Here is a 22438-nt window from a genome sequence, read left to right on the forward strand (position 1 = left end):
GAGGCTCGACGTTGAAGCATGTGCACGCCGGGAAGGTGCGTGACCTGTACGAGGACGGCGACACGCTGCTGCTGGTCGCCTCCGACCGGGTGTCGGTGTACGACGTGGTGCTGCCGACGCCGATCCCGGACAAGGGCGCTCTGCTCACGCAGCTGTCGAACTGGTGGTTCGAGTACTTCACCGACGTGCCCAACCACGTCGTCTCGGCCACCGACGTGCCCGCCGAGTTCGCCGGTCGCGGCATCCGGGTCAAGCCGCTGAAGATGGTGCAGGTGGAATGCATCGCGCGCGGCTACCTGACCGGGTCGGGGCTGGTGGAGTACCGGCAGACGGGCTCGGTGTGCGGGATCGCGCTGCCGCCCGGCCTGCGTGAGGGCGACAAGCTGCCCGAGCCGATCTTCACGCCGACCACCAAGGCGTCCGAGGGGCACGACGAGTCGATCACCTTCGCGGACGTGGTGAACCAGGAGGGGCGTGAGGTCGCCGAGCGGCTGCGCGAGCTGACCTTGCACATCTACGCCCGAGGCGCCGAGCACGCCGCCGAACGCGGTGTGATCGTCGCCGATACGAAGGTCGAATTCGGCTGGGACGGTGATGTGCTCACCCTCGGCGACGAAGTGCTGACGTCGGATTCGTCGCGGTTCTGGCCCGCCGACGAGTGGGAGCCCGGCCGCGCGCAACGCTCGTTCGACAAGCAGTTCGTCCGCGACTGGGCCACCTCGACGGGCTGGAACAAGGAGGCGCCAGGCCCGGAGATCCCGGCCGAGATCGTCGCGGCGACCCGGCAGAAGTATGTGGAGGCCTACGAACTCGTCACCGGCCGCAGCTGGGCGGGCCTGGCGCGCTGACGGTCAGTCCGCGAGCAACTCGGCCAGCCGGTCCAGACAGGGTCGCTGCCCCGCGACGAGCTTGTCTCGCGCGGTGGCCGTATCGAACCACTCCGCGCGGTCGACCTCGGGGAACTCCGCGAGGCGACCGGAACGCGGCGGCCATTCCAACTGGAAGGTCCCCGGTACCACGGCGGCGGGATCGAGATCGCCTTCGACCGCCCACACGGTGAGGATCTTCTTGCCGCCGCTGTAGCGCACCTCGCCCAACGGCAGCCAGGTGCCAGCCGGGACCGGCAGCCCGAGCTCCTCGGCGAACTCGCGGCGCGCCGCGGCCTCGGCGTCCTCCGTCTCCGGCTCGTACTCGCCTTTCGGAATCGACCACGCGCCGAGGTCTTTTCGCGCCCAGAACGGACCGCCCATGTGTCCGAGCAACACCTCGGCGGCGCCATCGGAGTTCCGGCGGAAAAGAAGGACTCCCGCACTGTGTTTGCCTGCCACCCGGGATAGTCTGCCCGGTCGCGACCGGCCGAGTGCCCTCGCGTGGCGGTGCCCGGCGCGTCGCCGGAGCAGACGCTTCCGACGAACGTATCGCCGGCTTCCGGTGACGCCGAACCGGGAATGGCGCGGCCGCCCACCTGAAGCAAGGAATCCGCTCAGTCGGTGAGGTTCACCCGCGCTTCGTGCCGCAGCCGTGCCGCACGGATGGTCAGATAGTCGCGCTCGGGCACGCTCGTCGTGCGCGCGGCCGCCTTGGTGTAGCAGTCGATGGCCGCGTCGACCGCACCGGCCATCTCGTACAGATGGCCGCGCACGGCGTCGAGCCGGTGCGTGCCGGACAGGTGGTCGTCGAGGGTCTCGACCAGCGCGAGACCCGCTTGTGGCCCCGCCACCATCGCCGTCGCCACCGCCCGGTTGAGCGTCACCATCGGATTGTCCGAGAGCCGTTCGAGCCGGTCGTACAGCGCGAGGATCTTGGTCCACTCGGTGTCCTCCGAGCGCGGAGCCTGCGCGTGCAGGACCGCTATGGCCGCCTGGATCTGGTACGGCCCGCGCAAGCCGCCTGCGAGCGTGCCGGTGACCAGGGTCGTCCCTTCGGTGATCAGCGCACGATCCCACCGCGCGCGATCCTGCTCGGCCAGCGGGATGAGTTCGCCGTGCGCGCCGGTGCGTGCGGCCCGGCGGGCGTCGGTGAGCAGCATCAGCGCGAGCAAACCGGTGACCTCGCTGTCTTCGGGCAACAGCCGGTGCACCGCTCGGGTGAGCCGGATCGCCTCGTCGGACAGGTCCGTCCGCTGCAACGTGTGCCCCGAGCTGCTGGTATGGCCCTCGTTGAAGATCAGGTACAGCACGTGCAGCACCGCGCCGAGCCGCTCGCGCCACCGCTGATCGCCCGGCTGCGCGAAGGGACGCTCGACCGTGGCCAGTTTCTTCTTCGCCCGCGTGATGCGCTGCGCCATCGTCGCTTCCGGCAGCAGGAAGGCGCGGGCGATCTGGTCGGTGCCGAGACCGCCCACCGCGCGCAGCGTCAGCGCGATGGCGGCGGCGGGCGTCAGCGCCGGATGGCAGCACAGGAACAGCATGGTGAGGGTGTCGTCGTGATCGACGGGCACGGCGTCGGTGACCTCGCGGTCGAAAGCCGTGGTCTCCCTGCGCCGCCGAGCCACCTCCGCGCGCACGGCGTCGGCCATCCGGCGCTGCGCGACCTGGATCAGCCAGGCCCGCGGATGGTCCGGCAGGCCCTCCCTCGGCCACTGGGTCGCGGCCGCGAGCAGCGCTTCCTGCAGCGCGTCTTCCGCGGTGTCGAAGTCACCGAACCGGCGGACGAGCGTTCCGAGGACCTGCGGCGCCAGTGTGCGCAGCAGGTCCTCGGTGCTCGCCGGGAGCGGTGTGTCGTCGGGCACCGCACTCCGGTCGCTCATTGCTCGGTGGCGGGGGCGCCCATCACCGCGCGAACTTCGATGTACTCGCCGATCGGTTTACCGCCGGGGCCGGGTGCGGCGGAGGCCTGCGCGGCGATCTCGTAGGCCCGCTCGGGGCTGTCCACGTCGACGATCCAGTACCCCGCCAAGAACTCTTTGGTCTCCGGGAAGGGCCCGTCCGTGACCACCGGCGCCGACCGGCCGTCCGAACTGACGATCCGCGCCTCCTCCGGACCGGCCAATCCCTGCGCGTCCACCAACTCGCCCGCCTCGGCCAGTTGCGCACCCAGCGCGCGCTGGAAGTCTATGTGGGCCCGGATCTCTTCCGGGGACCATTCGTTGATCGGTGTGTCGCAGTACGCGGTCGGCCCGTAGGTCTTCAGCAGCATGTACTTCATGATCGGTTTCCTCTCCGGCGTTCGGTCGGATGCAGCGCGCGGGTGGCGCTCGCGATGGGGTCGGAGCGCGGCGCGCGCATTCGACACATCGCGGAGGTGATCCACGTCACAGCGGCGCCGAGGTGTCGGCCAGCCGATCCGGATCCACCGGTTCGCCCGCCAGAATCAATTCCTTGATCCGGTCGGTGACGTCCCAGACGTTCACGTTCATCCCGGCCAGCACCCGGTTGTCGGCGTCCAGCCAGAACGCCACGAATTCACGTGCCGCCTTGTCGCCGCGCACGACGACCCTGGCGTGCTCGCCCGGCGCGGCGAACCCGGTGTACTCCATGCCCAGGTCGTACTGATCGGTGAAGAAGTAGGGCAGCCGGTCGTAGGAAGCCTGCTTGCCGAGCATGGTCGCGGCGGCGACCGCGGGCTGATTGAGCGCGTTCGCCCAGTGCTCGACCCGGACCCGCCTGCCGAGCACCGGGTGCTGCTGGGCGGCGATGTCGCCGACCGCGACGATGTCCGGATCACTGGTGGCCAAGCGCTCGTCGACGAGCACGCCGTCGTCCACGGCGAGTCCGGCGTCGGCGGCCAGTTCCACGTTCGGGCGCGCGCCGACGGCGACCAGCACCGCGTCGGCCTCGATCGTGCTGCCGTCGCCGAGGCGCACGCCGTTGGCGACCGCGGTGGCGATGGCGTCCTCGGTGGTGATCGCCTCGACCTGCGCGCCGAACCGGAAGTCGACGCCGTTGGCGCGGTGCAGGTCGGCGAACACCTCGCCCATCTCCGGCCCCAGCACCGCCAGCAGCGGCAGGCCGGCGCGTTCGACGATGGTCACCGCCACGCCCGCCGCCCTGGCCGCGGCGGCGACCTCCAGGCCGATCCAGCCCGCGCCGATGATGACCAGCCGCCGCGTCGCGCCGCTGAACAGCTCGATCAACGTGTCGGAGTCCTCGATGGTGCGCAAGGTGTACACGTTGGGCGCGTCGGCGCCGGGAACGGGCAGGGTCCGGGGCGTGGAGCCGGTGGCGAGCGCGAGCTTGTCGTAGGAGAGCGTGGAACCGTCGGGCAGGGTGACCGTCTTGGCCGCGGGGTCCAGCCCGGTGACGGTGGTGCCCAGCCGGACCTCGATGTGGTGATCGCGGTACCACTGAGCCGGATCGATCGTGAACTCCGGCAGCGACTTCTTCCCGGCCAGATGCTCCTTCGACAGCGGCGGTCGATCGTAGGGCAGGTGCTCCTCGGCGCCGATCAGCGTCACGGTTCCCTCGAAGTCGTTGGCGCGCAACGCTTCCGCGACCTTGGCCGCGCCCAGTCCGCCGCCGACGATGACGAAACGCTGGTCAGAACTCATCGCGGACTCCTTCTCCGAAGGGAACCAAGCTCCTGCCGGTCAACCCTACTGGCAGCCGTGCGCGCGGCTCGGGAAAACGGGCGCCGCGGGTGGGAACGAATCGCGAGCCGCCGTGGTTGCTCGGTAGGGCGGCGCAGTGTGCGGCCGCCTGTCCGCATGCGATCGAGAGGAAGCCGCCCGTGACCGACGAAGCCACCAAGGACGTCGCCGATTTCTGGTTCGACCCGCTGTGCCCGTGGTGTTGGATCACGTCGCGCTGGATCCTCGAGGTCCAGCAGGTGCGCGACATCGAAGCCCGATTCCACGTGATGAGCCTGTCGGTGCTGAACGAGGGCAAGGATGTGCCGCCGCAGTACCAGGAACTACTGGACACGGGGTGGGGCCCGGTCCGCGTCGCGATCGCCGCGGCGCAGGAGCACGGCGACAAGGTGCTGTCGCCGCTGTACACGGCGATGGGCACGCGCATCCACAATCGGCGGGCGGAATACGAACGCGAGAGCCGCAAGGAGACCCTCGCCGCGGTGATCGCCGACGCGCTGGCGGAGGTCGGCCTGCCCGCCGAGCTGGCCGCGGCCGCCGAGAGCACCGACTACGACGAGGCGCTGCGCAAGAGCCATCACGAGGGGATGGACAAGGTGGGGCCGGATGTGGGCACCCCGACCATCCACATCAACGGCACGGCGTTCTTCGGTCCGGTCCTGTCGCGGATCCCCCGCGGCGAGGAGGCGGGCAAGCTCTGGGACGCTGCGGTGGCGCTGGCGTCCTACCCGCACTTCTTCGAGCTGAAGCGCACGCGGACCGAAGATCCGTCGTTCGACTGAGCACCGTGCCCGGGTGCCGTCGCGCGGCACCCGGCCCGGTCACAGCACGGACTTCGGCGGGCCTGCCGGCGCCTGGCCGTAGGAACTCGCGTAGCCGCCCGTGGGCACAGCGGCGCCCGCGGGCGGCGCGGGGCGCAGGAACAGTTTCCCGTGCCTGCTGCGATCGCGCAGCGCCCACATCCGCCAGGTGAGCACCGGGTGGCTGGACAGAGCGTTCACCATCCAGACGAAGAACCCCTTCTCGACGGCCGCCCGATCGGCCATCTCGTCGAAGCCGACCAGCCGGTTCATGTACTTGCCCGCGGCGAGCGTGCCCATGGCGGCGGACGCGCCGGTGTGGCGATTGCAGAAGCCGTGGTTGTCGGCGGTGTACTCCTGCGCGCGGATCAAGCTGTTGCCGATGATCGGCAGGAACGGCACGAGGAACATGCCCAGCTGCCGCCAGTACGACGTGTGCCCGGCCGCGATGTGACCCACCTCGTGGCCGATGATGAACGCCAGCGCGTCGGGTTCCCGTGCGGCGCCGCCGATCTCGAACAGGTCGCTGTAGACGACCACGTAGCGCCGGAACCCGTGCCCGCTGGCGAACGCGTTGATCTGGCCGTTGCCGAGCACCACGTACGCGTCCGGCACCTTCGCCATGCCGAAGCGAGCGGCGGCGTCCACCACCATCTGATAGCCCTCGGGGAACTGCGTGGGCGACATCTTCACGCCGTTTACCCGCTGGCCCGCGTAGTTGATGCCGCGACCGAACCACAGCAGCAGCGGGGCGGCCGCGAACGCGAGGACGTACTGGTCGAAGTTACCGGTGGCGAGCAGCAGCAGCGCGATCAGATACGCGAGCACGGTGAGCACCACCACGACGACGAGCATGGGGATCTCCCAACTGTGCCGGGCGGGCATGCCGAACGGTGACAGGCCGCGCGGCTGCCGCTGCGGCGGCGCCACGGGCGGCGCCGGGGCGCCGGGGTAGGACCCGTAGGGCGCCGGGTACGCAGCCGGGGGCGCGGACGGATACGAGCCCGAGGTGTACTGCTGGCCGTAGGACGCGGCAGGCGTGCTCTGAGCCGGGACCCACCCGCCCTGCGGGGCGTACGGGTCGGCCTGTCGGCCCGCCTGGTCGGACGGCTGGGGTTCGAACGGCTGCATGGGATGAACTCTATTCAGTTGCCGGGAAGTGGGTCGGCGCGTCGGCCGTGTACGCGGGCGCTGTGGCCGTGAACACAACTGGCGCATCAGTCGATTCGCGCAGGCCCGCCGCGGTGTTAATGGCGGGGCAAACCCTCTCGCCGCCGCGACGCGGTCACCTGACACAATGCCTGGCATGCGCGTTTACCTGGGTGCCGACCATGCCGGTTTCGAACTGAAGAATCACGTCAAGGCCCATCTGGAGCAGGCGGGCCACGAGGTCGTCGACTGCGGCGCGCTCGAGTACGACGCGCTGGACGACTACCCCGCCTTCTGCATCGAGGCGGCCCGCCGGACCGTCGCCGACCCCGGCAGTCTCGGCCTGGTGTTCGGCGGCAGCGGCAACGGCGAGCAGATCGCCGCGAACAAGGTGCCCGGCGCCCGCTGCGCGCTGGCCTGGAGCGTGGAGACCGCGAAGCTGGCCCGCGAGCACAACAACGCGCAGCTGATCGGCATCGGCGGCCGCATGCACTCGACCGAGGAGGCGCTGGCCATCGTCGACGCGTTCGTCGCCACCGCGTGGTCGGGCGAGGAGCGCCACCAGCGGCGCATCGATATCCTGGCCGAGTACGAGAAGACCGGCGTCGCCCCGGCGGTGCCCGCGTACTGAGCGCACCGGGATCGTAACCGGCTGTGCCGGAAGGACATACGCTGCACCGCCTCGCGCGGCTGCATCAGCGTCGCCTCGCGGGCGGTGTGGTGCGCGTATCGAGCCCGCAGGGCAAATTCGCCGCGGGCGCTGCCCGGGTGGACGGGCAGGTGCTGACCAGAGCCGAGGCGTGGGGCAAGCACCTGCTGCACCACTACGACTCCGGCTTGGTGGTGCACGTGCATCTCGGCCTGTACGGCACGTTCACCGAATCCGCGGTGCCGATGGGGGAGCCGGTCGGGCAGGTCAGGATGCGCCTGTTCGGGCAGCGGGACGGGCAGCCCGGCTTCGGCACCGATCTGCGCGGACCTACCGCCTGCGAGATCCTGCTTCCGCCCGAGGTGACGGCGCTCACCGACCGGCTCGGGCCCGATCCGCTGCGGCGCGGCGCCGATCCGGACCGGGCGTGGCGGCGCATCCATCGTTCCCGTAGGCCGATCGGCGCGCTGCTGATGGATCAGCAGGTGGTCGCCGGGGTCGGCAACGTCTATCGAGCGGAATTGTTGTTCCGCCACCGGATCTCGCCCCACCGTCCCGGCACGGAACTGTCCGCGGGCGAATGGGCCGACATGTGGTCGGATCTGGTCGCGCTCATGCGGGTGGGGGTGCGCGTCGGAAAGATGGTCGTGGTGCGGCCAGAACACGATCACGGCGAGCCCTCCTACGCCCCGGATCGTCCGCGCACCTACGTCTATCGCCGTCAGGGCGCCCCGTGCCGTCTGTGCGGCACGCCGATCGCCCATCAGGTGATGCAGGCGCGGAATCTCTTCTGGTGCCCCACCTGTCAACCCGGCTGACCCCGGCCGGGTTGACAGGTGGCAGCCCGGGTCAGCCTGCGACGGCGGTATCGATGTCCGGCTGGTCCGCCAGCGCGAAGCGGCGGCCACCCGCCGTCTTCGCGGAGTACATCGCGCGATCGGCGCGGCGGAGCAGATCGGTGAAATCGAGCGGGCTGCCCGGCGGGTTGTAGGCGGTGCCGACGCTCGCCGACACCGGAACGGGGCCTGCCGAGGACCAGACCGGGTCGCGCAGCGCGGCCACGATCCGGTGCGCGAGGTCACCGAGGTTGTTGTGGTGCGGGTTGGTCGCGAGCACGAATTCGTCGCCGCCGTACCGGCAGATCACCGTGTCCGGCGGACACGCTTCGCGCAGCCTGCCCGCCAGTTCGACCAGCACCTCGTCACCGATCGCGTGCCCGTAGCCGTCGTTGATCTGCTTGAACCGGTCCAGGTCGATCAGCAGCAGCCCGACGCCGCGCGTCGGGTCGGTGGCCATCAGGCGCACCTTGTCCTGCAGCAGCGTCCGGTTGGCCAGATCGGTGAGCGCGTCGTGGGTGGCCTCGTGGCGCAACCGGTGCTGCAGCGCGGCGATCTCCTGCACACGCAACGACACCTTGGCCGACAGGTTCTGCTCCTGCTGCGCGAGCGCGCGCTCCTGCAGCGCCTGGGCGTAACTATCGATGGCCTGGCTGGCGATGAAGGGCCAGCGCGTGGCCACCAGGGAACCGGGAGCGCCGGAGGGGAAACCGAGCAGCCAGCGCGTGGCCTGCGCCAGCATCCGGATGCGGTCGAACGGCGCCTCGGCCAGTCGCGCGCCGAGCATCCGTGCTTCCGGGACCGGGAACGGCTCGGACCTGGCGAGCGTGAGCAGGCGCTCGACGATTTCGATCAGCACCGGTTCCAACTGCTGGGGCGCCGCGCCCGAACCGGGCTCGGCGCAGACCGCACGGGCCCATGCTCGGGCCATGGCGGCTACCGGGGGCTCGATGTCGGTCGACATCGGACTCACCCGGTGTGGGCGACGTCGGTACCCGGGTGCCCTGTAGTCACACAGGCGCCGGCGTCACCCTGATCGTTCCCACTGCTACGCGGTTGTGTCCACCTGGTTCGGCGCACGGTCACCGCCCCCTTTCCAGATACCCCCGTCCGGCAAAAAGGATCCTAGCAAGCCACTCGGCATCGAAAAGCGGCGATTTGCAACGTGTTCTCGACGCCAGGCGAATGGCGATCGGGTATGTGATCGTTCCCGTCGCGTTGGTGTTACACCCGATTCCGGTTCGCCGCAAAATCGCGCCGCGACGCGCTGGCGACACGCGGTGCGAGGTGTGCGGAGAGTGGGGCGTGAGCCGCGGTGACGGTCCGGACCGGCCCCGCGCCGCCTGCCTCACGAGAATCGGTTCTCGCACGCGACGTCCTCGTCTTCCCTGTCGAGTTGCGGATGGTTGTTCCTGGCGTGTTGCGGGTCGCCCGCACGTGGTCGTCCGGCCGGGGCGGCTCGGGGTGTGTCCGCCGTCGCGAGGCACGAGGCCGGATACCTCCGGGAACGGGATGAGGGCGCCTTCCCGTCGCCGCCCTGCCGGGAGCCGGGTTGCCGTGCGATCGGCCGAGTGTTCGCCGGACGCACTTCTCGGCGCGCACCGCCCGCTATGCCCGGTGGGGCGGCCGTGGCCGCCCCATACGCCGAGCGCGTCGGCTGTGGCGGCGAGTCCTGCGGTCCTCATCGGAATTCCCTCGAGCGAAGTTCCTGGCGTGACATGTGTGTCATCCGAGTTTCGCCCACCGGAATCCGACACGCCAGAGTTTCAATGAAAAATCACCTTTAAAATTTCCGATCGGCGCGGTATCGAGTGCCGACGGGCCTGGCGTGCGACACTGGTGCGGCAACCCTTGAGCGCTCCGCCGGGCAACCTGCGACATCGCGCTGCGCGGGGGGCTGATTGGCGTTTCGCAAGCCGGGTTCGGTACAGTCGGATCGCACACGACATCGTGGCGATCCCATCGGTGTCGTATGCCTGCGGGTGTAGTTCAATGGTAGAACCTCAGCCTTCCAAGCTGATGGTGCGGGTTCGATTCCCGTCACCCGCTCCACGGAGTATTCATCCTCGCCTGCGGTTCCGGTCGCAGGCGAGGGCCACGGGGTGTAGCGCAGCTTGGTAGCGCATCCGCTTTGGGAGCGGAGGGTCGCAGGTTCAAATCCTGTCACCCCGACCATCGTTCGGGGGCGAGGTTCGCACAGGGCTGATCGGTAGTCGGCGGTGGGGTCGCGGGCGCGGTCCGCTTTGAGATGAGCATGGCCATCGCGGCGCCGGCCTTCCGCGGATCGGTATACCTACGTATCGCAGAGGAATTCACGCGGGCGGGAACGGGTGGACAACGCGCAGCCGCTACGAACGCCCGGATCACCGCTTCCGTCTTCGGGTCGGCCGCCGGGCACCCTGTGGCAACCCTTCGGCACCGGTCCTGCGTAGCCGAGTTCGGCGATTCGCCGAGCCCCGCGTTGGACGGGCTACGAGCCATTCCGTCCGCCGTCCCCGGCGCAGCACTCGAAAGGCCCGAAGGATTTCGTCTACTTAAGTATTGGACGGTGCCGGAAGGAAATTGGAGAACGGTCGGTGCGCGGCGCGCGCTGTCACTGTTCGGCTTGCGCTTGCGGGGTGGTCGCCACCGGCGGCAGCTCCGAGTGCCGGGCGAATGCCTGATCGATCAGTTCCGACGTGGCGCGGGTGACGATCAACCGGGCGATCGCCAGGTCGGTCTCCAGTTTGGTGCGGTCGCGCGGGGTGCGTGCGGACTCTTCGTAGGTCTGCCCGGCCAAGCGGAAGAACAGCTCGGTGGCGAACCGGTCGGCGATGCGATCGCAATCGGCGCGCAGGCGTTCGACCAGCTGGAACGTGTCCTGCATCGGCAGCCCGGTGTCGTGCAGCCTGGTCGCCAGATCGCAGCACCGCGGATTCGTGACCCGATACGCCTCGAGCGGGTCTTCGCTGGAGGCCAGCGCCTGCTTCGCGTAGTCGGGCAACTCGGCGTAGCTGTCCTGTGGCTCGGTGGTGGCTTCCGATTCCGGCTCAGCCGCGTTCTGGTTCTTCACGCCGAGCACATCGGCGAGTCCGTCACCGCGGTCCCAGGCTTCGAGCAGTTCCCTGATCCCGTTCAGCTTCATGCCCCGCCCCAGCAAGCGGCTGATCGTCTGCAGCCGGTTGAGGTGGTCCGACCCGTAATACCCGATCCGCCCGCGCACCTCCGGCGAGGGCAGGAGACCTCGCTCGTGGTACACGCGGACGCTGCGCACGGTGGTGTCGGCTGCCCGCGCCAGTTCGTCGATCGTGAATTCAGAGTCCGCAGCCATGTTTAAAAGGAAACCATAGTAGAGCCCCCGTGGAAAACGGTCCGTTTCATAACGTGCCGTTAAAGACGGTAGCTGGGTGTTGCTTCAAGGTCAACGAGCCGTTACATAGCGGCACAAAGGGTTGTGGTCTGGGCAACAGTGGGCTACCGTGCGTAGACCAGCTTATCGCGGCTGGGTTCCGGGGACTGTTGAGCAGCCCTGATGACGTCCGATCCATGGGCCACGCACCTGCCAGAGGTGTGTGCTCGGCATCCCCGGAGATGGCTATGAGCATTACGCGAACCCTTCCGATGGACACGGGATCCATTGCACCGGCAAAGATCTCGTCGATTCCGGCAAAGTCGAACCAGCGGCCCCCGTGCGCCGACGTCCCGGACAACTGGGACATGGACACCGGGAATCCGGATGCCTGGCGAGCGGCAGTGCGCACCTGCCAGAGTTGCCCCTTGCTCGCGCAGTGCCGCCAATTGGCGCAGGCGCTGACCACCCGCGGTGACGGTCCGCGCGCGATGATCTGGGCGGGCGTCGCCTATGACAACTCCGGCAGCGTCATCGAGAACCTGGACCGCCACCGCGCCGCGCCGATCGACCACAAGCGCCCGATGCGCATCATCCGCAACGGACCGCGTCCGCTGCGCACCGTATCCACTCTTCCCGCTCCCCGCAGGCACATCGTGCTCGGGCAACCCCTCAAGCCGACCGGAACCGACGGTCTGTGACTATGCTGCGTGCGGTCTTTCGCGTCGAGTCCTCCGGTGGTGCGTAACTCATGACAGTCCTGGCATTGGCAATCGGTTCGTCGGGCTTCGCGGCCAGCCGTATCGCCGACGACGTCGATACCGAGGACATCCGGAGGATTCCGATCCCGGAGGCCGACGCCTGGGATGAATGCAGCCAACTGCTGCTCGAGGTCGCCGGCGGTGGCGAGGTCACCGACCTCGGCATCGCTTCGGCCGGCCCGATCGACATGGCGGCCGGTGTGATCGCGCCGCCGGACGTTCCGCAGTGGCGAACCGGCTTCGGCATCGTGGAAGCCGCGCGGAAACTGTTCCCGAAAGCGACCGTTCGGCTCGCGCTGGACGGCGTCTGCCTGGCGATGGCGGAGCGAACTTTCGGCGCGACGGGCGCCGTGATGGACAGCTTGGCGATCGATGTCTCCGATCGCATCGCCGGCGGGGTCACGGTGGGCGGCTTCGCCCTGGTGGGACGGACCGGCAACGCCGGGCACGTAGGCCATGTCCTGGTGCCGGGCTTCGACGACCGGTGCGCCTGCGGCGGCCGCGGCTGCTTGGAAGCCGTCGCCGGTGGCCTGGCGGTGGTGCGCTGGGCGCAGGAGCAGGGCTGGGCGGGCACATCGATCCCGGAGCTGCTCGAGGCCGCCCGCGTCGGCGAGGACATCCCGGCCGCGGCGCTCGGCCGGGCGGGCACGGCGCTCGGCCGGGCGATCGCCTCGGTGGCTGCGCTGCTCGACCTCGATCTCGTCGTGCTCGGCGGCTCGCTCGCCGAGGCGGGGCCCGCGCTGTGGAAGCCGCTCGGCGAAGCGGTCGCCACGCACGCCAGGCTCAGCTTCCTGCCCGGATTGCGGGTGGTTCCTTCGCGGCTCGGCGACGCCGCGACGATCATGGGCGCGGGCGTGCTCGCCCTCGCCGGCGCGGCCGCCGCCTGATCGACCGCGGGGAAGGCTCATGGCGAGAGGGACCGCGCGCCGCCGCGCGTGGCATTAGCCAAGAGAGTGCCATCGGCTCCCGGGTGCGGCGCCCGTTGTTCTCGCGCACCGGTTTGCGATGGATGTGCCGTTGGGCCGCGCGCCGGTCGAGGAGCGGGTCTGTCGTAACTCCACGTGAACAAAATGAACACCCGCGCGCGTGTCCGGTGAACATGACGCAGACTGCAGGAGAACCGGCCGCCATGTCACGGGTTGATTGAGCCGCTAAATAACGGTACATTGCCTGAGTCGCAAGAGGTCTCATCCGGGTTGAGGCGGATCCGGAGGAACGGCTGGTCGGGCAAGTGCGAAGCGAAGTGGCGCAGTGATTCCATGGGTGACTATCGAGACGTTGGCGCCGGACGGCATGTCCGTCGCCTCGGTGGGGGATGCACCGCGTGAGTTCGCGAGCTGGCAGCGAGTACTGCAGCGAACGCTGTCCAAGACGCCCGCGTTGTACGACAAACTCACCACCGCGGCGCTGACGGAGGCGATCCATACCGCGCACGATCAAGCGCAGGACGTCGACCTGGCCATCCAGACGCGCGCGGGAAGGCATCAACTGCTCATCCGCCCCATCTTCGGCCCGGCCGGCGACGTGCACGCGGTGCGGCTGTGGCTGGGCCCGGCGTCCGAACGGGTGCCCGCGTTGCGCCCGGCGGTGGGCGCCATCTGGGACCTGAGCAGTCAAACCATTCAGCAACCGAGCGGCATCACGCGGCTGTCCGGCAGCACCGCCGAACAGTACGTTCCGCGGATGTCGATCGCGGAACTGTTCCACCGGGTGTCGAGTTTCGATCGGCACGCGGAGGTTCTCGATCTGCTGTACGACCCCAAACCCGGTGAGCGCATGCAATTCGACACCACCGTGGTGCACGGATTCGGGCGTCCGGCCCAGTGGCGGATCACCATTCGCGCCCGGGACGACGAGCGCACCCGTGGCGCCTGGTGGCTGATCGAGGACGTGACGTCGGAGAACGCTCCGGCGGCGTGGCCGACCTTGGAGCGAATCGGATTGCGCGAGGCGCATCGCCGCGCGGGCACGCATCTGGCCGTTGTCCAGCTCGAGCACACCAGCATCTCGCACTGGCTCACCGATCCCGCGCCGTGGGTCCGGTGGGACTATCTCTTCCGGCCCGTCGACGTCTTCCATCCCGAGGACCGTCCGCGGCTGGTGGAACTCGGCGACCGGCTGCGGTCGGGCGACAGCGCCGGTGTGACGTTGCGGGTGCTCAACTACGGCGGCGGTTACACGCCGACCTCGCTGCTGCTGTATCCCTATCCCGGGTACTCCAGCAGACAGCTGGCGATCGCGCAGCTGGTGCGCGTGGCCGACGACGTTCCGTTGCTGGAAACCCATCGTCAGGTCCTCGAGCCGCGGCAGCGCAGCGCGCCGATCGGCTATGACGAACAATTGCGGCATTGGCTCGCGGGGAGAATGAAAAGCAGCCCGGCCTGCTGATGATTAGTTCCCACGGATGGGAACTACCGGCCGGTTAAGAAGGCCTGTGCTCTCTACCATTTCGGGAGTGAGGACAGTGGTTCGGGGACCGGCAGATTCGGGTGAGGCGCTGCTTCGCCGGATGGCCGCCCGCCGCCGTCGCGACAACATCGTGGTCGCGGTGCTCGCCGTGCTCGCCGTGCTCGGCGGTGGCCACGCGATCCTCAGCGTCTTCGATTCGGGCCCGCCCGCGCCGTCGGACGATTCGACGACGGCAATCGTCGGGCATGCGCAATTGGCCGGTTCTTTCGCCGAGCAGTTCGTCGTCGCCTATCTCACCGCCGTTGGGGGACAGCAGGATCGAATCGGCGAATTCGTCGGTTCCAATCAGCAGATCACTTTGCCTTCGTCCGCACGTCAGGTCTCCGACCCCGCGGTCGTCTACGTTTCGCGCGCGGTCGCGGCGGGCGGGCTGGAAGTGTGGTCGGTGACGGTGTCGGTCCGCGTCGGCAAACCCGGAGCCGCCGCATCCGACCAGCGGCAGTTCTACCGGGTCGCGGTGTCGCTGACCGATGGGCGGCTGCGTGCGCTGTCCACGCCCGCTGTGGTCCAGCCCCCCGGCAAGGGCGTTGACCTCAAACTGGCCTACGGAGCGCCCTGTGCACCGGATACGCCACTCGGCCAGGTCGCCTCGGGTTTCCTCAGCGCCATGCTGACCGGAAACGGCGACGTCGCCCGCTACACCGTCCCGGATTCCGGGCTGGCCGCGCTGAAGCCGTCCCCGTTCACCGCCGTCGAGCTGACCTCGCTCACCACGGACGATTCCAGCTGTGGCTCCGGCGGCGCGAAGGCCCAAGTACTGGCCACCGTCAACCCCAAAGCCGACACCGGCGCCACCGCGACATTGGCTTACCCGCTCACCATGATCCGCAACGCGGGCCAGTGGCAGGTGGTGTCCATCGATCCGATCCCCGCATTGTCGAGTCCGCTTGCGGTGGTGGTCGGCGGGGATGCGCGCGGCGGAGCGCCACCTACGTCGACCACGACTTCCTCGCCGACGGTGACGATTCCGCCGGCGACACAGAACTGATCCGAGAGGCAGCCCGATGGGTAATCTGAGCAACATCCTCTATGGCATTCTGATCTTTGTCCGGTGGGGCGGAATGATCATCATCGCCATCGTCACGATCGGTGTGGTGATCTCCGAGGCGGCGAAATCCCGGCTGTCGCCGTCGCGGATCATCGTCGTCTTCGGATCGGGCTTGATGGCCGGGGTGGTGATCTGGATTCTGCCCACGACCATCAACTACGCCCGAACGGATGCCAACCTCATCGTCCCCGATCACCCCATCGGTGGCTATCGATGACGACCCAAGTCATCAAGGTCTTCACGCCGGTCAAACGTGTGCCGACGATGATCGGCAAGGCCCAGAACGGGCAGAAACTCCCGTTCGGTCCCTACACCCTGCCCCAGGTCGCGGCCGGCGTGGTGATGATGTCGGTGTCGTCGGTGTTCGCCATGACGCTGCCGGTCAACCCGGCCGTCACGTTCATCACGGGGCTGGCCCTGACGATCTTGGCGGTGTTCGTGCTCGGACTAGTGCCGTACACGGGCGTCCGGATGACCTCACGCGCCCTGTGGCTGGGCAGGCTCATCGTCTACCGCAAGCCGGTGTCCGCCTCCGGCATGCCGGTTACCAGCGACTCCTCGCGCAACACCGTTTTCGTCGACGAGAGCGTAGTCCTCTTGCTGCCCGACCGCTCCGATGAGGCGATGGCCGCCGCGCCGAAGTCCGGTGTCCGGCTGCTCGAGGTGATGAGTGGTGGCGGAAAGGTCACCGACCTGTGGCAGCGACTGAACGGCAACGACGAAGACAACGGTAACGGCAGCGGCCAGGCCCCCGGAGGACGCCCCTGATGGCACTCGGACGAGATCTACAGCCCACCGCCGCGATTCGCGGCAATCTCCAGTTCACCCATTCCGGTCTGGTCACCGCGACGTACTTCATCAATCCCCTCGGCTACGGATTGCGTAAGGCCAGCGACAAGTACGACGTGAAGCTGGCGCATCACGCCCTGGTCAACAACTTGCCGAACGGGTCGCTGCTGCTCGGTATCCAGGCGCGGCTGAACACCATCGACGTGCTCACCAAGATGGTGGAGGGCGTTGACCTCGACGAGTGCGAGGACTACGCCGACGAGGTGGTCGCCTCCTACGAGCGCGTGCACGCGATCATGCCGCAAACCCGGATCTTCCTGCTGTCGATCCCGGTCGGGGCCAGCAACTCGAGCATTTCCGCGCTGTCGCGCCTGTGGCGCGGCAGCACCGCCACCATCGACGCGACCGCGATCTCCCGCGCCGACCTGGACGAGTACGACGAGAAGGCGAACGAGATCCTGTCCAGGATCGGCGGCGACTTCGATCCGGTGCCGGTGCCCGCGGCCCTGTTCCAATGGCTGTGGGAACACTATCTCTCGCGCGGTGCGGCGGGGGACCCGGTGGCGCCCACCCGGGCCGGCGCGCTGGACGACGCGACGGCGGCGGTGTTCCGCTCCGCGGCGCTGGACGAGGGGGCCCAGGCCGACAGCAACCGGCGTATCCGGCCGTCGTTCGTCCCCGTGATCAAGGTGGTCCAGCCGGATTTCGATTACCGCCCGTCGTATCAGGCCATGCTGACGCCGCACTCGTTCCCGTACGCGGGCATGACGTTTCCCGGCGGCAGCGAGTTCCTCAACGTGCTGGAGGGCCTCGGCGACGTCACGGTGGACTGGGGCATGCGGATCTCCACCAAGCCCGCCGACGAGGTGCTCAAGAACAACGAACTCAGCTTGCGCAGGCTCGGCGAGCAGATGGATCAACGGGATCAGGAGATCTCGTTCGCGCAGAACACGCTGGCGTCGAAGGCGCAGATGCTCAGCGAGTACAACCAGCACTTCGAAGTCAACGGCGGTGAATCGGAGGTCTCCTTCACCACCGTGATCGCCATCGGCGGACCCACGCGGGACGCCACGATGGACGCGGTCAACACGCTCAAGCGGCGCTACAAGCGGTTCCAGGTCGACGTGACCGCGCCGGTCGGCGCTCAGGTCGACCTGTGGTCGATGCTGGTTCCCGGCAGTCCGCCGCGACGCGCCTTCGACGATTTCGCCCATATCGTCCCCTCGGACATGTGGGCCGGATTCGTGCCGTTCACCACCAGCCAGATCGGCGACGACAGCGGGCCGGTGATCGGCGTCAACCTGCTGTCGGGCCATTTCGAGCCGATCCACTTCGGCATCATGGAGGCCGCGCTGCACGACCTGTCCGCCTCGTTCGCCGTGACGGGCGAACTCGGTTCGGGCAAGTCGTATTTCCTCAAGCTGATGGCGGTGCTCGTGCACGACATGGGCGGTCAGTTCCTCGCCATCGACCGCAGTCAGGTCGGGGAATGGGAGCACTTCGCGCGATCGATCGATGACGCGGTCATCATCGATCTGGCCAATCCGACGGTCTCCCTGGATCCACTGCGGCTGTTCAACCCGCGGATCGCGGGCGAGCGCGCGCTGGATTCGATCCTTCCGCTGCTGGATCTGTCACCGACCTCGGGCGCGGGCGCGGCGGCGAGCAATCTGCTGTCACCGCGAGGCATGGCCGAGCACAAGATCAAGAGCCTGCTCGACCTGTTCCATGTCGTGCGCCGCCTGCGGGAGCACCCGGAGCGAGGGGAGGAGTACGCCGATCTCGCGGCCCGGCTGGGCACCGTGGTGGAGCGGGTGCCGGTGCTGTTCGATCCCAAGCTGCGACCGCTGCGCCTCGACGCCGCCGCCACCGTTGTGCGCAGCCACAACCTGCAACTGCCGAGCGCGGAGGAACTCACCACCCCCCACCTGTACAACCGGTTGCCGCTGACGAAGCGGCTCGGCACGGCGCTGTACGAACTGGTCGGCGTCGCGGCGCGGGAGGCGTTCCTCTCCGACAACGGCAGGTTCGGCCTGCTGGTCGGCGACGAGGCGCACCACTTCACGCAGACGCAGGTCGGCTCGGCGGTCACCTCGGACTTCAGCCGCGACGGCCGTAAGCACCTGGCCGCGATCGGGCTCGCCTCGCACGACCCGGCCACCGACTTCCAAGGCGCGGCGCACAATCTCATCCCGAACCGGTTCGTCTTCCGCCAGCGCGACGAGACGCTGGCGCGCAACAGCCTCGAGTGGCTGGGCGTCGATCTGGAGGAAGCGCCGTTCCTGTTGCAGATCCTGCGCGAGGAGACCTCGCCGCCGGTCGGGCCCGGCCGTCAGATTCCCGAGGAGCGCCGCGGCGAGATGTTCATGCGCGACGCGCTGAACCGCATCGGGCGAGGCAAGGTGCTCGGTCCTGCGCGTCCGGACCGCGCCGCGGCGATCACCAGTACGCCGACCAGTGCCAATGGCATGCGTTCGGCGCTGCCGGAGCGGTCGGTGCGCTGATGAGATCTCCGCTCGGGTCGAGCACGCGCGCACGTCAGGCGTCCTTCGGCATGCCGTGGGAACCGCAGTTCTGGGACGCGGAACGCTGGCGGCCGCAAATGATGTTCCGGCGCTTCCGGTCCTGGATCGCCGCGTCGCGCCGTCGCCGTCGGGTCGCGTGGATCGTCCTCGCGCTCTTCGTGCTGTTCGTCTGCCCTGGCCTGGTGCACGCGGTGTCGATCGCGCAGACCGGCACCCCGACTCAGGGAGCCGCGCCCAACAGCGCGACCAGCTGGATGAATGTCAAAGACTCCTTCGGGGTGAATGTCTCGAGCTATCGCTTGGTGGTCGATCAGGGCGGAGTGTTCAACCTGGGCAATTTCGCGCTGTGGATCATCCTCATGCCGCTGTTCGCGGTCTGGCTGCTCTGTTCGACCACGGGGGTCTGGCTACCCGGCGAGGCGATGAGTTTCGGGTGGTTGAATCTGATCACCGCGCCGTTGCGCGGTATGGCCCAGAACTTCACGGGGACCATCGCGACGCCCCTGCTGGCGGGGACGGCGGCGACGATCGGCGCGTTCTTCGTGGCCTATTTCCTCGTGCGCTTCTTGATCGCCAAGGCGGTGATGCAGATCGTCACCATGATCGTGGTCGCGATCGTGGGCGTGCCGATCCTGGCCGACCCGTTGGCCGAGGCGCTGTCGGCCGACGGCTTCCTGGTGCAAGGGCGTGATCTGGGGCTCTCGGTCGCGGCGGGATTGAACGGGAACAACAATCCGAATCCGGACCAATTGGTCAGCACGCTGCAGGCGACCATGGCGGACAACTTCGTACGGCTTCCCCTGCAGGTGTGGAATTTCGGGCACGTGGTGGACAGCAGTCCGTCCTGCCGGGCGGCGTGGTCGTCCGGCATGACGGCCGGCAGCGACGACCGCGTGAAGAACGGCATGAAATCGTGCGGCGACAGCGCGGCCTATGCCGCGGTGGAGAATCCGAGCGTCGGTCAGATCGGCGCCGGACTGCTGCTGTTGCTGTGCGCGATCATTCTCCTCGCCTTCGCCGCGTACTTGTCCATCAAGATCATGTGGGCGGTACTCGATCTCATCTATTACGGGTTCGCGTCGGTCTTCGGGTTCGCCGCGGGGGGATACATCTACGGTCCGACGCAGACGTTCACCGTTCGCTGCGTGGTCCACGGCTTCATCGCCGCGGGCAAGATGGCCTTCTTCGTCATCGCTCTCGGTGTCTACGAACTCTTGCTGGGTAGCCTGTTCCGAGCGGCGAACGGCCAGGTCATGGTGGTGTTCGTCATCGGGGCCGGCGTAGAGATCGTCGCCATCATCCAGGTGCGGCGGCTGAGCAGGAATATCGACGAGGCCAACGACTGGGTGACCAACCGGATCGGGGCGGCGATCCAGAGCGGCGGATCGACAGGGGGCGGTGGCGGCGGCGGAGGCGGCTCCGCGCTGGGCATGGGCATGGGCATGGGCAATTCGAATGTGGCCAGCTCGATGACTCCGCTCGCGATGGTCGGCGCGATCAGCACCATCAACAGCTCGCCGCTCACCGCGTGGCTCGCCGGTGGTCGCCTCAACCCGCTGAATCCCTTCTCACGGGTCGACTACATCGACAAGAAGAACAAGGCGAAGGGACTGAAGACCAAGGACCTGCGCGAGGCCGCGCACGCTGGACTGTACGACCGTGTCGCGGCGGCGAACGCGGCGCGGCGCGGTATCCGCCGCTCCGGCAACAGCCAGCGCAGTGAGCGGGGCGCCGCGTTCGCCATGGAGAATGTCACGCACCTGTTGGGTAGCGGCGGCCCGCAGTCCGGTGGATATCACGCCCTGCTGATGGCAGGTGTCCCCGAGCACATCGCCCAACGGGCTATCGAGGCGCGAACGGACATCATTCGGCACGCCGACGCGGAGCCGCTCGCCTCGAAGCACCTGGCGAACGTGGTTGCCGCGCACAAGCATCTGGAGAATGCGTTCAACTCGAACGACCGGCACATGTACATGGCGAGGCTGCACGGGCTGGAGGCCAGTGTCGATCGGTATCGAGGTGACTATCCGGGCGGCGTCTCCTTCGAAAGGTCCGCACTGAACCGCCTCGGCCTTTCCTACATCCGGAACCCGGAAGAGAAGTTCATCAAAGATCTGCAGACCATCGCGAGCGGTCCGGCTGCGGGTAACCACATCGAACTCGGCGGCCAGCGAGTTTTCATGACGGCGAACGAAGCCGACCGTATGCGAAGCTGGATCTCGAACGAGCATGCGCTCCGTGTTCAGGCGGCCACCAATTGGGTGGCGGAGAATCCGAACGACTTCCAACGGATCCGTGCGCTTCGCTCCGAGGTCGACAAGGCCGCCCAAACCGACCAATGGGCAGCGGGCCGGAGTATCACGGGCGCGGTGTCGCTCCCGCAACCGAGCGCCGCTCGCCGCCTCCCGACGCCCGCGGGCAACCGCGATCGCAACGAGCCCATCCCGGAGCGGTTGCTGGACGCGATCAGGTTCCAGCGCGCCCACCCCTGATCGGATTCGCGTTCGCGCGACCTGGTGACACGCACAGAAAGGTAGTCGATGATCGGTCGTCTGTTGACGTTCGTCCTGATGCCGCTCTGGGTATGGGTGGTGCTGGGTGGCGTGAGTGTCGTGTCCCTGCTCCTGATGGTCCTGGTGCTGGTCATCGGCGGTGCGACCTCGTCGGTCGCCGCGGACCTGCATTACCAGTGCGACAGCGCGGTTGGTCCCGATCCCTCCGTGACGGTGACCGCTACCGCCTTGCCCGCGGCGCCGAGGACGCAGGGCGCTCCGGTGGCCGGTGTGACGACCGCTCCGACCACCAACCCCTACGCGAAACTGGAGATCGAAGCGGACGACACCAATGTGTCGGACTGGCAGCGCGCCTGCGTGTCAGCGCTGAAAGACGCGCCGTATCAGAATTCTCCGTTGCTGGAGGGCAGCTCGGGAATCGGTGCGGCGTGCGCGCGTCAACTCGCGCTGGCGAGGGTCTCGGCGACCGGAGACGTGAACGGCTCCGGGGACGGCCAGACCGCCGCGGAGTTCACCAGGTCGGTGATCTATCAGGCCTCGGTCGCGCGATCGACGGGACGGTGCGAAGCGACCTCGGGCACGGCGGCGCAGGCAGGGGGCCGATCGAGCGGTTCGGAGCGGCGGGCGTGCGGTCAGCTCGACGGCGCGGGGGTCGTCGAGCTGCCGAACACCATCGCGGCACAGGGTGCGTGCGGTCAGCGGGTCGATCCTTCCGCGGTATCGGCGGGAGACCTCGTCTTCTGGAGTTATCGAAGCAACGCTCCGACCCGGGTCGGCATCGCGGTCAGCGATTCCCGGCTGGTCACCACCGATGCGTCGACCGGCGGTTTCGTGGAGTTGGTCATCCCGAGCACGACCGACGTGCGGGTGAAGCGAGTGCTCGGCAGCGAGAGGTGACGAGTAGACGATGCCGCCGACAGAAGTAGAACCGAGGACGGATACGGGGGAGGAGTCCGGCGCGCCGGCGGGGCCGGTGACACCGTGGTCGCACCCGCCGGATCAGCAACGGCCGCGACCGGGCGGGGTGCCGGGGCAGTCCGGCG

General features: G+C 68.4%; 20 protein-coding genes and 2 tRNA genes. 15 read left to right on the forward strand and 7 right to left on the reverse strand.

Annotated features, from left to right (window positions below; translation table 11 throughout):
* Positions 1-11 precede the first annotated feature (11 nt).
* Positions 12-848, forward strand: a complete 837-nt coding sequence (locus tag ACH49X_RS14110; RefSeq protein WP_357104411.1) for a phosphoribosylaminoimidazolesuccinocarboxamide synthase — start codon at positions 12-14, stop codon at positions 846-848.
* A gap of 3 nt (positions 849-851) precedes the next feature.
* On the opposite strand, the gene ACH49X_RS14115 is transcribed toward ACH49X_RS14110, so the two are convergent.
* The 4 genes from ACH49X_RS14115 to ACH49X_RS14130 all read right to left on the reverse strand — a co-directional run bounded on the left by ACH49X_RS14115 (position 852) and on the right by ACH49X_RS14130 (position 4489).
* A complete protein-coding gene (locus ACH49X_RS14115; protein WP_195077477.1) occupies positions 852-1328 on the reverse strand; it encodes an NUDIX domain-containing protein in 477 nt (158 codons plus the stop codon).
* Positions 1329-1483: 155 nt separating this feature from the next.
* Complete coding sequence (locus tag ACH49X_RS14120) at positions 1484-2749, reverse strand: RNA polymerase sigma factor (RefSeq protein WP_195077478.1); 1266 nt, start codon at positions 2747-2749, stop codon at positions 1484-1486.
* A complete protein-coding gene (locus tag ACH49X_RS14125) occupies positions 2746-3147 on the reverse strand; it encodes a YciI family protein (RefSeq protein WP_195077479.1) in 402 nt (133 codons plus the stop codon). The genes ACH49X_RS14120 and ACH49X_RS14125 overlap by 4 nt, the downstream gene beginning before the upstream one ends.
* A 106-nt stretch (positions 3148-3253) precedes the next feature.
* Positions 3254-4489 (reverse strand): FAD-dependent oxidoreductase, encoded by a 1236-nt coding sequence (locus tag ACH49X_RS14130; RefSeq protein WP_357205045.1) that lies wholly within the window; start codon positions 4487-4489, stop codon positions 3254-3256.
* A gap of 179 nt (positions 4490-4668) precedes the next feature.
* Between ACH49X_RS14130 and ACH49X_RS14135 the strand changes: the two genes are divergently transcribed.
* Positions 4669-5310 carry a disulfide bond formation protein DsbA gene (locus ACH49X_RS14135; RefSeq protein ID WP_195077481.1) on the forward strand — a complete coding sequence of 214 codons (642 nt, stop codon included), beginning with the start codon at positions 4669-4671 and terminating at the stop codon, positions 5308-5310.
* A 39-nt stretch (positions 5311-5349) separates the two neighbouring features.
* Here ACH49X_RS14135 and ACH49X_RS14140 read toward each other — a convergent pair whose 3' ends face one another.
* Positions 5350-6459, reverse strand: coding sequence for a M48 family metallopeptidase (locus ACH49X_RS14140; protein ID WP_357205048.1), 1110 nt, complete (start codon positions 6457-6459; stop codon positions 5350-5352).
* 175 nt (positions 6460-6634) lie between these two features.
* Here ACH49X_RS14140 and ACH49X_RS14145 point away from each other — a divergent pair, with 175 nt between their 5' ends.
* Both ACH49X_RS14145 and ACH49X_RS14150 read left to right on the forward strand, forming a co-directional pair.
* The gene (locus tag ACH49X_RS14145) at positions 6635-7108 is read left to right on the forward strand and encodes a ribose-5-phosphate isomerase (protein WP_350904438.1); all 474 of its coding nucleotides are present in this window, start codon (positions 6635-6637) and stop codon (positions 7106-7108) included.
* Between the two features lie 23 nt (positions 7109-7131).
* Positions 7132-7944 (forward strand): DNA-formamidopyrimidine glycosylase family protein, encoded by an 813-nt coding sequence (locus ACH49X_RS14150; protein WP_357205051.1) that lies wholly within the window; start codon positions 7132-7134, stop codon positions 7942-7944.
* A 31-nt stretch (positions 7945-7975) separates the two neighbouring features.
* Here ACH49X_RS14150 and ACH49X_RS14155 read toward each other — a convergent pair whose 3' ends face one another.
* A complete protein-coding gene (locus ACH49X_RS14155) occupies positions 7976-8926 on the reverse strand; it encodes a diguanylate cyclase domain-containing protein (RefSeq protein ID WP_195077484.1) in 951 nt (316 codons plus the stop codon).
* A 1014-nt stretch (positions 8927-9940) separates the two neighbouring features.
* On the opposite strand from ACH49X_RS14155, the gene ACH49X_RS14160 reads away from it, so the two are divergent.
* Positions 9941-10014, forward strand: a tRNA-Gly gene (locus ACH49X_RS14160).
* Positions 10015-10060: 46 nt separating this feature from the next.
* Positions 10061-10137: transfer RNA gene (locus tag ACH49X_RS14165), tRNA-Pro, on the forward strand.
* 418 nt (positions 10138-10555) lie between these two features.
* On the opposite strand, the gene ACH49X_RS14170 is transcribed toward ACH49X_RS14165, so the two are convergent.
* Positions 10556-11272 carry a MerR family transcriptional regulator gene (locus tag ACH49X_RS14170; protein WP_195077485.1) on the reverse strand — a complete coding sequence of 239 codons (717 nt, stop codon included), beginning with the start codon at positions 11270-11272 and terminating at the stop codon, positions 10556-10558.
* Between the two features lie 386 nt (positions 11273-11658).
* Between ACH49X_RS14170 and ACH49X_RS14175 the strand changes: the two genes are divergently transcribed.
* From ACH49X_RS14175 to ACH49X_RS14215, 9 genes are all read left to right on the forward strand, one after another.
* Entirely contained in the window at positions 11659-11991 is a 333-nt protein-coding gene (locus ACH49X_RS14175; RefSeq protein ID WP_067802535.1) for a hypothetical protein, read from the forward strand.
* A gap of 50 nt (positions 11992-12041) precedes the next feature.
* Positions 12042-12938, forward strand: a complete 897-nt coding sequence (locus tag ACH49X_RS14180; protein WP_195077486.1) for an ROK family protein — start codon at positions 12042-12044, stop codon at positions 12936-12938.
* Positions 12939-13314: 376 nt separating this feature from the next.
* Entirely contained in the window at positions 13315-14439 is a 1125-nt protein-coding gene (locus tag ACH49X_RS14185; protein WP_195077487.1) for a GAF domain-containing protein, read from the forward strand.
* Between the two features lie 67 nt (positions 14440-14506).
* Positions 14507-15508 carry a conjugal transfer protein gene (locus ACH49X_RS14190; RefSeq protein ID WP_323123926.1) on the forward strand — a complete coding sequence of 334 codons (1002 nt, stop codon included), beginning with the start codon at positions 14507-14509 and terminating at the stop codon, positions 15506-15508.
* Between the two features lie 16 nt (positions 15509-15524).
* Positions 15525-15785, forward strand: coding sequence for a hypothetical protein (locus ACH49X_RS14195; protein WP_067802523.1), 261 nt, complete (start codon positions 15525-15527; stop codon positions 15783-15785).
* On the forward strand, positions 15782-16336 hold the full coding sequence (locus tag ACH49X_RS14200; protein WP_195077488.1) for a hypothetical protein: 555 nt from the start codon (positions 15782-15784) through the stop codon (positions 16334-16336). The genes ACH49X_RS14195 and ACH49X_RS14200 overlap by 4 nt, the downstream gene beginning before the upstream one ends.
* The gene (locus ACH49X_RS14205; protein WP_195077489.1) at positions 16336-18861 is read left to right on the forward strand and encodes an ATP-binding protein; all 2526 of its coding nucleotides are present in this window, start codon (positions 16336-16338) and stop codon (positions 18859-18861) included. Before ACH49X_RS14200 ends, ACH49X_RS14205 begins: the two co-directional genes overlap by 1 nt.
* Entirely contained in the window at positions 18861-21374 is a 2514-nt protein-coding gene (locus ACH49X_RS14210) for a hypothetical protein (protein WP_195077490.1), read from the forward strand. The genes ACH49X_RS14205 and ACH49X_RS14210 overlap by 1 nt, the downstream gene beginning before the upstream one ends.
* Positions 21375-21422: 48 nt before the next feature.
* Entirely contained in the window at positions 21423-22292 is an 870-nt protein-coding gene (locus ACH49X_RS14215; RefSeq protein ID WP_357104426.1) for a hypothetical protein, read from the forward strand.
* Positions 22293-22438 lie beyond the last annotated feature (146 nt).

This window comes from Nocardia sp. NPDC019323 (genome assembly GCF_044389845.1).
GTDB lineage: Bacteria > Actinomycetota > Actinomycetes > Mycobacteriales > Mycobacteriaceae > Nocardia > Nocardia implantans.